A 10557-nucleotide genomic window follows, 5' to 3' on the forward strand; every position below is an offset into this window, starting at 1 on the left:
ATCCTCATCGTCAGGGCGGCCTGTCGCTGGGCGGCGCGGATGACTCGGACGGCGGAGCGACTCGGCGGCGGGTTCGCGCGGTCCGAGAGTCCGTTGCCCGCGCCCGGACAGCTCGGCGTTTGGTCCCTGCCGTCATGCGCCACCAACGTCGCCGCTCGGGCTGATCCGACCTGCTGCGGCGGGAAAACGCCTGGAGAGCGTACGGAATCCACGGAAGTCCTGGGGAGGGGACGACCAGGGTGAGCAAACCCTCTTTGTTTGAGCTTGCACGCTCGTGCATAATCATTCGTATGACGGTGAAGATCGCGGTGGCCGGTGCCAGCGGGTACGCCGGCGGCGAACTGCTGCGCCTGCTCCTGACCCATCCCGAGGTCGAGATCGGCGCGCTCACGGCGGCGAGCAGTGCGGGGACGACGCTGGGCACGCACCAGCCCCACCTTGTTCCGCTTGCCGGTCGCGTGCTGCTCGAAACGAACGCGGAGACGCTCGCGGGCCATGACGTCGTGTTCCTGGCCCTGCCGCACGGCCATTCGGCCGAGATCGCGGCGCAGCTCGGGCCGGACGTGCTCGTGGTCGACCTCGGGGCCGATCATCGGCTCGGGGACGCGGCGGACTGGCGACGGTGGTACTCCGGCGAGCACGCGGGGCAGTGGCCGTACGGGATGCCCGAGTTGCCGGGGGCGCGCGAAAAACTCGTGGGGACCAAGCGGATCGCGGTTCCTGGCTGCTTCCCGACCGGCGGGTCTCTGGCGTTGGCGCCAGCGTTGGCGGCGGGGCTGATCGAGCCCGCGGTGACCGTGGTGTCGGTGACGGGGACGTCCGGGGCGGGCAAGAGCCTGAAACCGAACCTGCTGGGGTCCGAGGTCATGGGCAACGCGAGCGCGTACGGCGTCGCTGGGGCGCATCGGCACACGCCGGAGTTCGTGCAGAACCTGTCGGCCGCGGCGAGCAAGCCGGTGACTGTTTCGTTCACGCCGGTGCTCGCGCCGATGCCGCGCGGCATTCTCACGACCGCGAGTGCTCAACTCGTCCAAGACGTCGACGAGGCCGCCGTGCGCGCGGTGTACGAGAAGGCTTACGGCGCTGAGCCGTTCGTCCAGGTCCTGCCCGAAGGGACCTGGCCGACGACCGCCGCCACAGTTGGTTCGAACAACGTCCAGCTCCAGCTCGGGATCGACGCCGACGCGGGCAGGCTGGTCGTCGTCACGTCGATCGACAACCTCACCAAGGGCACCGCGGGCGGTGCCGTCCAGTCGATGAACCTGGCGCTCGGTTTCCCCGAGGCCACCGGACTTTCCACCGTGGGAGTGGCACCGTGACCGTCACCGGACCGAAGGGTTTCCGCGCCGCCGGCGTCGCCGCCGGGATCAAAGGCTCGGGCGCGCTCGACCTCACGCTGGTCGTCAACGACGGCCCGCTCGACGTCGCGGCGGGCGTGTTCACCCGGAACGTGATCAAGGCCGCGCCCGTGCTGTGGTCGCAGGAAGTGCTGAAGCAGCAGAAGCTGAAGGCCGTCGTGCTCAACTCCGGCGGGGCGAACGCGGCGACCGGGCCGGGCGGGTTCCAGGACACGCACGCCACGGCGGAGAAGGTCGCCGAAGTGCTGGGCACCGGGGCGATCGAGGTCGCGGTGTGTTCCACCGGGCTGATCGGCGAGCGGCTGCCGATGTCGGCGGTTCTGTCCGGTGTGGACAGTGCGGTCAAGGCGCTGGACGCCACCCCGGAAGCGGCGCTCAACGCGGCCACCGGCGTCATGACCACCGACAGCAAGCCGAAGCAGGCGTTCGCCCAGCACGAATCCGGGTGGAGCGTCGGCGGGTTCGCCAAGGGCGCGGGGATGCTCGCGCCGAATCTGGCGACGATGCTGTCCGTGCTGACCACGGACGCGGTGGTGGGCAAGGAAACTCTCGACCGCGCGCTGCGGGCCGCGACGCACATCACCTTCGATCGGCTTGACGTGGACGGCGGGACGTCGACCAACGACACGGTGCTCGTGCTCGCCTCGGGTGCGAGCGGCGTGGAGCCGAGCGAAGCCGAGCTGACCGAGCTGCTCACCCAGGTCAGCCACGACCTGGTGCTGCAGCTGCGGGCTGATTCCGAAGGTGCCACCAAGGACGTCGACGTCACGGTGAAGGGTGCCGCGTCCGAAGCCGACGCGATCGTGGTGGCTCGGACGATCGCCGAGGACAACCTGGTCAAGACCGCCTTGTTCGGGTCCGATCCCAACTGGGGCCGGATCGCGATGGCGCTCGGCCGCGCACCGGCGCAGATCAATCCGGAGACGGTGTCGATCGCCATCAACGGCGTCACGTTGTTCGCGGGCGGCACGACGGCCGAGGACCGGTCGGCCGCCGACCTGTCCGGGCGGGCCATCGACGTCGTCGTGGATCTCGGGGTCGGTTCAGCCGAGGCCACGATTTACACCACGGACCTCTCGCACGCCTACGTCGAAGAGAACAGCGCGTACTCGTCATGACGGATACCGGAGGAAGGCTCGTCTCCGCCGACGAACGGCTCGCCAGCGCGGCCGAGAAGGCCGGGGTGCTGATCGAAGCGCTGCCGTGGCTGCAGCGGTTCCACGGCGCGACCGTCGTCATCAAGTACGGCGGCAACGCCATGATCGACGACCAGCTGAAGGCCGCGTTCGCCGAGGACATGGTGTTCCTGCGGCTGGCCGGCCTGCACCCGGTGGTCGTGCACGGCGGCGGCCCGCAGATCAGCGCGATGCTGTCCCGGCTCGGCGTGCCGGGGGAGTTCAAGGGCGGGCTGCGCGTCACCACGCCGGAGACCATGGACATCGTGCGCATGGTGCTGGTCGGGCAGGTCAGCCGCGAGCTGGTCGGCCTGATCAACGCGCACGGCCCGTACGCGGTCGGCATCTCCGGCGAGGACGCGCGGCTGTTCACCGCCGAGCGCAAACAGGCCACTGTGGACGGTGAGCAGGTCGACATCGGCCTCGTCGGCGAGGTCGCCGAGGTGAACCCCGACGCGGTGCTCGACATCGTGAACGCTGGCCGCATCCCCGTGGTGTCCACTGTGGCCCCCGACGTCGACGGCGTGGTGCACAACGTCAACGCCGACACCGCCGCGGGCGCGCTCGCCGCGGCGCTCGGCGCGGAAAAGCTCGTCGTGCTCACCGATGTCGAAGGTCTTTACGCCAACTGGCCGGACCGGTCGTCGCTGATCGACCGGATCCCCGTCGACCGTCTCGAACGCATGCTGCCCGGCCTGGCCAGCGGCATGATCCCGAAGATGGAGGCGTGCGTGCGCGCGGTGCGCGGCGGCGTGCGCGGCGCCCACGTCATCGACGGCAGGCTCGCCCATTCGGTGCTGCTCGAGGTCTTCACCTCGCGCGGCATCGGGACCATGGTGCTGCCCGAGGCAGCGCCCTCCGGAACGGAGCACGCGTGACTACCCTCAAGTCCAATGCGGACGGTCAGCAGCACTGGCAGTCGGCCGTCATGGACAACTACGGAACCCCCGGCCTGACGCTGGTGCGCGGCGAAGGCGCGCGAGTGTGGGACGCGGACGGCGCCGAGTACGTCGACCTGGTCGGCGGCATCGCGGTGAACGCTCTCGGCCACGCCCATCCCGAGGTGGTGCGCGCGGTCACCGAACAGATCTCGAAGCTGGGGCACACGTCGAACCTGTACGTGAACCCGGTCGCGGTCGAACTCGCCGAAACCCTGCTCGACGTCGCGGGTCTGAACGGACAAGGCAAAGTCCTGTTCGTCAACTCCGGCGCGGAGGCGAACGAGGCCGCGCTGAAGATCACCCGGCTCACCGGACGCAGCAAGGTCGTCGCGGCGGAGGGCGCGTTCCACGGCCGCACCATGGGCGCGCTGTCGCTCACCGGGCAGCCGTCGAAGCGCGAGGCGTTCGAGCCGCTGGTTCCGGGCGTCACGCATGTCCCGTACGGCGATGTCGAAGCGTTGCGGGCCGCCGTGGACGGCGAGACGGCGGCTGTCTTCCTGGAGCCGGTGCTCGGCGAAGCCGGCGTGATTCCGGCTCCGGACGGTTACCTGCATGCCGCGCGCGAGATCACCAAGGCCGCCGGTGCGCTGCTCGTACTCGACGAGGTGCAGACCGGGATCGGCCGCCTCGGCACCTGGTTCGGCTTCCAGCAGGCCGGGGTCGTGCCGGACGTGATCACGCTCGCGAAGGGCCTCGGCGGCGGACTTCCGCTCGGCGCGGTGATCGGCGTCGGCGCGGCGGGAGACCTGCTCAAGCCCGGCCAGCACGGCACGACCTTCGGCGGCAACCCGGTGTGCTGCGCGGCCGGACTGGCCGTGCTGCGCACGATCGCCCGGGACGACCTGCTCGGCCACGTTTCGGCGCTCGGCAAGGACATCGCGGCCGGTGTCGAGGCGCTCGGCCACCCGCTCGTCTCCGGCGTCCGCGGCGCGGGGCTGCTGCTCGGCATCGGCCTGCGGGAACCGGTTTCCGCGGCTGTCGCGAAGGCCGCGCAGGACGCGGGCTACCTCGTCAACCCGGTCGCCCCGGACACCGTCCGGCTGGCCCCGCCGCTCGTGCTCGACGAGCAGCAGGCGCACGGCTTCCTCTCCGCGCTCCCGGGCGCGCTCGACTCCACCACCACGAAGGAATCCGACTGATGCCTCGCCACTTCCTCCGCGACGACGACGTCACCCCGGCCGAGCAGGCCGCGCTGCTCGACCTGGCCGACGAGCTGAAAGCCGATCCGCTCGGCACGAAGGCGCTCGCCGGCAAGACGGTGGCCGCGATCTTCGAGAAGAACTCCACGCGGACCCGGTTCTCGTTCGAGGTCGGCATCAGCCAGCTCGGCGGGCATCCGGTGATCGTGGACGGCCGCTCGATGCAGCTCGGCCGCGAGGAGACCATCGAGGACACCTCGCGCGTGCTGTCCCGCTACGTCGACGCCGTCGTGTGGCGCACCTTCGCGCAGAAGCGCATCGACTCGATGGCGTCGGTCGCGTCGATCCCGATCGTCAACGCGCTCACCGACGAGTTCCACCCGTGCCAGGTGCTGACGGACCTGATGACCATCCGCGAGCGCAAGGGCAAGCTCACCGGGCTCACGCTCACCTACCTCGGCGACGGCGCCAACAACATGGCGCATTCGCTGCTGCTCGGCGGCACCACGGCCGGGATGAACGTGCGCGTCGTGTCGCCGGAGGGCTTCCAGCCCGACCAGCAGGTGATGCTGGACGCCAAGAAGCGCGGCGAGGAAACCGGCGGCAGCGCGACCGTTTTCACCGACGCGCGCGAAGCCGTCGAGGGTTCGGACGTGCTGGTCACCGACACCTGGACGTCGATGGGGCAGGAGAACGACGGCCTCGACCGGGTCGGCCCGTTCCGCGCGCTGCAGATCAACACCGAGCTGCTGAAGCTCGCCGCCGACGAGGCGATCGTGCTGCACTGCCTGCCCGCGCACCGCGGCTGGGAGATCACCGACGAGGTGCTCGACGGCCCGGCCAGCGCGGTCTGGGACGAGGCCGAGAACCGGCTGCACGCGCAGAAAGCCCTGCTGGTCTGGCTGTTCGGGCAGAACGGCCGATGACCAGCAGCCGGGTCGGGCGCCAGGCGCGGATCACCGAACTGGTGTCCACGATGGCCATCCGCAGCCAGACGGAGCTCGCGCGGCTGCTGGCCGCCGAGGGAATCGAGGTCACGCAGGCGACGCTGTCGCGCGACCTCGACGAACTCGGCGCGGTCAAGCTGCGCGGCGCCGACTCGGGCGCGCCGGTCTACGTCATCCCCGAGGACGGCAGTCCCGTCCGCGGCGTGCAAGGGGGCACCTCGCGGCTGTCCCGGCTGCTCGCCGAACTGCTGGTGTCGGCGGATTCCTCGGGCAACCTCACGGTGCTGCGCACGCCGCCGGGCGCCGCGCAGTTCCTTGCGAGCGCGATCGACCGGGCCGCGCTGGAGGAGGTCGTCGGGTCCATCGCGGGCGACGACACCGTCGCCGTCATCGCGCGCGAACCGCTCACCGGACGCGACCTCGCCGAACGGTTCACCGCGCTCGCGCAAGGTTCGGCGGAAGGGGAGGAGCCGTGACCCGGCGGGTCGTGCTCGCCTATCCGGGCGGGCACGGCTCCTCCGCCGCGCTGAATCTCCTTGCGGGACAAAGCGAAGTGGTTGCGGTCGCGGCGGACTTCGGCGCGGGCGACGTCGACTTGTGCGCGCTCCGGCGGCAGGCGACTGCGGACGGAGCCGCCGAGGTCGTGGTCGCGGACCTCCGCGGGGAATTCGCGAACGACTACTGTTTGCTTGCACTGCAAGCGAATGCGCTGATCCTCGACCGGCATCCGCTGGTCGAGGCGCTGGCCCGGCCGTTGCTGGCGAGCCAGCTCGTCGCGACCGCGAGAGACCGGAACGCGTCGGCCGTCGCGCACGGCGGCGGAGACGCGTTGTCCGGCATGATCGCGACCCTCGCGCCGGACCTCGAGATCCTCGAACTCGGCGGCTGGGGCGAGCCGGAATTGTCGACGAGCCGGACCTTGTGGGCCCGGGCCGTGACTTCCGGCTACCGCTGCACCGAGGACGCCGTGGCGAACCTCGGCATGCCGGACGAGGTCGTCGTCACCTTCGACCAGGGGGTGCCGGTCGCAGTCGACGGCGAGACGGTCAGCGTGGCCGAGGCGATGCAGCGGCTCGGGCATCGGGCCGGGGCGCACGGGATCGGCCGTTTCGAGCTGGCGGACAGCTACGACGCACCCGGCGCGGCGGTGCTGATCGCCGCGCATCAAGAGCTGGAATCAGTCACCCTCGACCGGGATCTGGCGAGGTTCAAACGCGGCGTCGACCGCCGGTGGGCCGAGCTGGTCCACGACGGCTTGTGGTTCTCGCCGCTGCGCGAGCCGCTGGACGCGTTCGTCCGGCGGGCGCAGGAGCGCGTGTCCGGCGAGGTGCGGCTGGTGCTGCACGCGGGCAGCGCGACCGTCGCCGGCCTCCCCGGGAGGCGGCTTCGCCCGGTCGGACGGCGGTGCCGTCGCGCGACCGGGCAGACTCCGCTGGGGAGCACCCAGCATCCGAGCACCCAGGCGTCCTGAGACGCCGGACGAGAGAGGCAGAACGTGAGCGGGAAAGACCAGCCGGTGCAGCTGTGGGGCGGCCGGTTCGCCAGCGGGCCGGCCGAGGCGATGGCGGCGCTGAGCGCCTCGACCCACTTCGACTGGCGCCTGGCGCCCTACGACATCGCCGGATCGCGAGCGCACGCCCGCGTGCTCAACAAGGCGGGTCTGCTCACCGAAGCGGAACTGGCCGGGATGCTGGACGCGCTCGACACGCTGGCGCAGGACGTCGCGTCCGGCGCGTTCACGCCGACGGTCGCCGACGAGGACGTGCACACCGCGCTCGAACGCGGTCTGCTGGAACGCGCCGGCGCCGAACTGGGCGGCAAGCTGCGTGCCGGCCGTTCCCGCAACGACCAGGTCGCGACGCTGTTCCGGATGTGGCTGCGCGACGCCGCGCGCCGGGTGGTCGCGGGCACCCTCGACGTGATCGACGCGCTGGTGTCGCAGGCGTCGCGGCACCCGGACGCGATCCTGCCCGGCCGCACTCACCTGCAGCACGCGCAGCCGGTTCTGCTGGCGCACCACCTGATGGCCCACGGCCAGTCGCTCCTGCGCGATGTGTCCCGCCTGCGCGACTGGGACGCGCGCACCGCGGAGTCGCCGTACGGCTCCGGCGCGCTCGCCGGTTCGTCGCTCGGCCTCGACCCCGAAGCGGTGGCCGCCGAACTGGGCTTCGACACCAGCGTGGAGAACTCGATCGACGGCACCGCCTCGCGCGATTTCGTCGCCGAGTTCGCGTTCGCCGTCGCGATGCTCGCGGTGAACCTGTCGCGGATCGCCGAAGAGGTGATCATCTGGAACACCGCCGAGTTCGGCTACGTCACGCTGGACGACGCGTGGGCCACCGGCAGCTCGATCATGCCGCAGAAGAAGAACCCGGACGTCGCGGAGCTGACCCGCGGCAAGGCGGGCAGGCTGATCGGCAACCTCACCGGCCTGCTCGCCACGCTCAAGGCGCAGCCGCTCGCGTACAACCGCGACCTGCAGGAGGACAAGGAACCGGTCTTCGACTCGGTCGAACAGCTGGAGCTGCTGTTCCCGGCGATCGCGGGGATGCTCGGCACTCTCACCTTCCACACCGACCGGCTCGCCGAACTGGCTCCCGCCGGGTTCACGCTGGCCACCGACATCGCCGAATGGCTGGTGCGCCAGGGCGTGCCGTTCCGCGTCGCGCACGAGGCGGCGGGGGAGAGCGTGCGGGTCGCGGAGGCGCGCGGGGTCGGGCTCGACGAGCTGACCGACGAGGAATTCCAGGCCATCAACCCGGCGCTCACCCCGGCGGTGCGCGAAGTCTTGACCGTCGAAGGCTCGGTCCGTTCGCGCGACGCACGGGGCGGCACCGCGCCGGACCGCGTCGCCGAGCAACGGGAACGCCTGGCGGAGCGCGTCGCGGCGCATCGGCAGTGGCTGAAATGATCTGTCGTCGGGCCGCTGGTTAGGCTGGCGGCCTGACGAGGGGAGTGAGTGTGGACCGGTTGTTCCGGCGCGAAGAACTGGCACTGGACCCGGTCGACCTGGCTCGGCTGCTGCTCGGTGCCGTCCTCGAGGCCGACACGCCCGACGGCCGGGTCGGGGTGCGGCTCGTCGAGGTCGAGGCCTATCGCGGGCTCGACGATCCCGCTTCGCATTGCTACCGCGGGAAAACGCCGCGCAACGCGGTGATGTGGGGTCCGGCCGGGCACCTCTACGTGTATTTCGTCTACGGCATGCACTTCTGCGCGAACGTCGTCGGCACCGAGGACGGGCAGCCGGGCGCGGTGCTGCTGCGCGCCGGCGAGGTCGTCGAAGGCGCGGACATCGTGCGGAAGCGGCGGCCGAATGCGCGCGGCAACGGCGAACTGGCCAAGGGCCCGGCCATCCTCACCTCGGTGCTGGGCCTTGCCCGGGAGCAGAACGGTGCCGACCTCACCGACCCCGAGTCGCCGGTGCGGCTGCTCGTCGGCGAGCGCGTGCCCGCGGACAACGTGCGCAGCGGCCCGCGCGTCGGCGTCGCGATGGCGATGGACACGCCGTGGCGGTTCTGGATCGACGGCTCACCAGCCGTGTCGACCTACCGCCGCGGCGGGAAACGTCGGCAGGTGCGACCCGCGGGATAGTCGTTTGACCTGGTGGGGGATCATCTACAGGTGTGAGTGAGCACATCCTTGACGAGTTGTCCTGGCGCGGCCTGATCGCGCAATCCACCGACATCGACGCCCTGCGCCGAGAACTCGACCACGGCCCGCTCACGCTCTATTGCGGCTTCGACCCGACCGCGCCCAGCCTGCACGCCGGCAACCTCGTCCCGCTGCTGATGCTCAAGCGGTTCCAGCGCGCCGGGCACCGTCCGATCGTGCTGGCCGGCGGCGCCACCGGGATGATCGGCGACCCTCGCGACAACGGGGAGCGCACGCTGAACACCCTGGACGTCGTCGCCGACTGGGCCGGGCGGATCCGCGGGCAGCTGGAGCGGTTCGTGGACTTCGACGATTCGCCGACCGGCGCGATCGTGGAGAACAACCTCGACTGGACCGGGAAGCAGAACACGCTGGAATTCCTCCGGGACGTCGGAAAGCACTTCTCGGTGAACGTGATGCTGAACCGGGAGACGGTGAAGCGGCGGCTCGAGGGCGACGGCATGTCCTACACCGAGTTCAGCTACCTGCTGCTGCAGTCGCAGGACTACCTGCAGCTGTACCGCAAGCACGGTTGCAAGCTGCAGGTCGGCGGCTCGGACCAGTGGGGCAACCTCGTCGGCGGCGTCGACCTGATCCGCAAGGTCGACCGCGGGACGGCGCACGCGCTGACCGCGCCGCTGGTCACCGACGCCGAGGGACGCAAGTTCGGCAAGTCCACCGGCGGCGGCAACGTGTGGCTCGACCCGGAGCTGACCTCGCCGTACGCCTGGTACCAGTACTTCGTGAACGTCGGCGACGCTGACGTCGTCCGCTACCTGCGCCTGTTCACCTTCCTCGACCGGGAGGAGATCGACGCGCTGGCGAAGGACACCGAGGAGCGTCCGCACCTGCGCGCCGCGCAGAAGCGGCTGGCCGAGGAGTTCACGAACCTGGTGCACGGCGAGAACCAGACGCGCCAGGTCATCGCGGCGAGCCAGGCCTTGTTCGGCCGAGGCGAGCTGACCGACCTGGACGCGCCGACGCTCGACGCGGCGATGGCCGAGGTCCCGAACGGCAAGGTCGAGCCGGCCGTCGACGCGACGATCGTCGACCTGCTGCTCGCCGGGGGACTGGTGGACAGCAAGGGCGCGGCCCGGCGGACCGTGAAGGAAGGCGGCGCGTACGTGAACAACGTGAAGATCGCCGACGAGGAGTGGAAGCCCTCGGCTTCCGACGCGCTCCACGGCCGCTGGCTCGTGGTCCGCAAGGGCAAGCGCACGGTCGCCGGCGTCCGCGTCGGGGGCTGATCTCCGCCCGCGGCCCGAAACAGGGCCCTGACCTGCGAGAACGCAGTTAAGGGACCCCCCCCTGTTTCGGGCCCTGGGAGGGCGTGTAAAGTTCTTCAA

At 70.8% G+C, this 10557-nt stretch carries 10 protein-coding genes; all 10 read left to right on the plus strand.

What is annotated here, in order from left to right; all coding sequences use genetic code 11:
- The first annotated feature begins 290 nt into the window (after positions 1–290).
- Genes argC through tyrS form a run of 10 tightly spaced genes read left to right on the plus strand, consistent with a single transcriptional unit; the run spans position 291 to position 10458 of the window.
- Positions 291–1319 carry an N-acetyl-gamma-glutamyl-phosphate reductase gene (gene argC / locus H5411_RS44485; protein ID WP_183127733.1) on the plus strand — a complete coding sequence of 343 codons (1029 nt, stop codon included), beginning with the start codon at positions 291–293 and terminating at the stop codon, positions 1317–1319.
- Positions 1316–2476 carry a bifunctional glutamate N-acetyltransferase/amino-acid acetyltransferase ArgJ gene (argJ, locus tag H5411_RS44490; protein WP_183127735.1) on the plus strand — a complete coding sequence of 387 codons (1161 nt, stop codon included), beginning with the start codon at positions 1316–1318 and terminating at the stop codon, positions 2474–2476. The genes argC and argJ overlap by 4 nt, the downstream gene beginning before the upstream one ends.
- Positions 2473–3411 (plus strand): acetylglutamate kinase, encoded by a 939-nt coding sequence (gene argB / locus H5411_RS44495; protein ID WP_183127737.1) that lies wholly within the window; start codon positions 2473–2475, stop codon positions 3409–3411. The genes argJ and argB overlap by 4 nt, the downstream gene beginning before the upstream one ends.
- Positions 3408–4613 (plus strand): acetylornithine transaminase, encoded by a 1206-nt coding sequence (locus H5411_RS44500; protein WP_183127739.1) that lies wholly within the window; start codon positions 3408–3410, stop codon positions 4611–4613. The genes argB and H5411_RS44500 overlap by 4 nt, the downstream gene beginning before the upstream one ends.
- Positions 4613–5539: an ornithine carbamoyltransferase gene (argF, locus tag H5411_RS44505; protein WP_183127741.1), complete on the plus strand. Its 927-nt coding sequence runs from the start codon at positions 4613–4615 to the stop codon at positions 5537–5539. The genes H5411_RS44500 and argF overlap by 1 nt, the downstream gene beginning before the upstream one ends.
- Entirely contained in the window at positions 5536–6036 is a 501-nt protein-coding gene (locus H5411_RS44510; RefSeq protein WP_101439390.1) for an arginine repressor, read from the plus strand. The genes argF and H5411_RS44510 overlap by 4 nt, the downstream gene beginning before the upstream one ends.
- Positions 6033–7031: an argininosuccinate synthase domain-containing protein gene (locus H5411_RS49155; RefSeq protein WP_183127742.1), complete on the plus strand. Its 999-nt coding sequence runs from the start codon at positions 6033–6035 to the stop codon at positions 7029–7031. Before H5411_RS44510 ends, H5411_RS49155 begins: the two co-directional genes overlap by 4 nt.
- A gap of 24 nt (positions 7032–7055) precedes the next feature.
- Positions 7056–8471: an argininosuccinate lyase gene (argH, locus tag H5411_RS44520; RefSeq protein ID WP_183127744.1), complete on the plus strand. Its 1416-nt coding sequence runs from the start codon at positions 7056–7058 to the stop codon at positions 8469–8471.
- Between the two features lie 44 nt (positions 8472–8515).
- Positions 8516–9151, plus strand: a complete 636-nt coding sequence (locus H5411_RS44525; RefSeq protein ID WP_183127746.1) for a DNA-3-methyladenine glycosylase — start codon at positions 8516–8518, stop codon at positions 9149–9151.
- A gap of 32 nt (positions 9152–9183) precedes the next feature.
- The gene (gene tyrS, locus H5411_RS44530) at positions 9184–10458 is read left to right on the plus strand and encodes a tyrosine--tRNA ligase (protein WP_183127748.1); all 1275 of its coding nucleotides are present in this window, start codon (positions 9184–9186) and stop codon (positions 10456–10458) included.
- Positions 10459–10557 lie beyond the last annotated feature (99 nt).

Source organism: Amycolatopsis echigonensis (genome assembly GCF_014174495.1).
GTDB lineage: Bacteria > Actinomycetota > Actinomycetes > Mycobacteriales > Pseudonocardiaceae > Amycolatopsis > Amycolatopsis echigonensis.

What these genes read in the sequence shown, in the direction of transcription:
- argC (WP_183127733.1), top strand. Translation starts at nt 291, where the DNA reads ATGACGGTGAAGATCGCGGTGGCCGGTGCCAGCGGGTACGCCGGCGGC.
- H5411_RS44510 (WP_101439390.1), top strand. Translation starts at nt 5,536, where the DNA reads ATGACCAGCAGCCGGGTCGGGCGCCAGGCGCGGATCACCGAACTGGTG.
- argB (WP_183127737.1), top strand. Translation starts at nt 2,473, where the DNA reads ATGACGGATACCGGAGGAAGGCTCGTCTCCGCCGACGAACGGCTCGCC.
- argF (WP_183127741.1), top strand. Translation starts at nt 4,613, where the DNA reads ATGCCTCGCCACTTCCTCCGCGACGACGACGTCACCCCGGCCGAGCAG.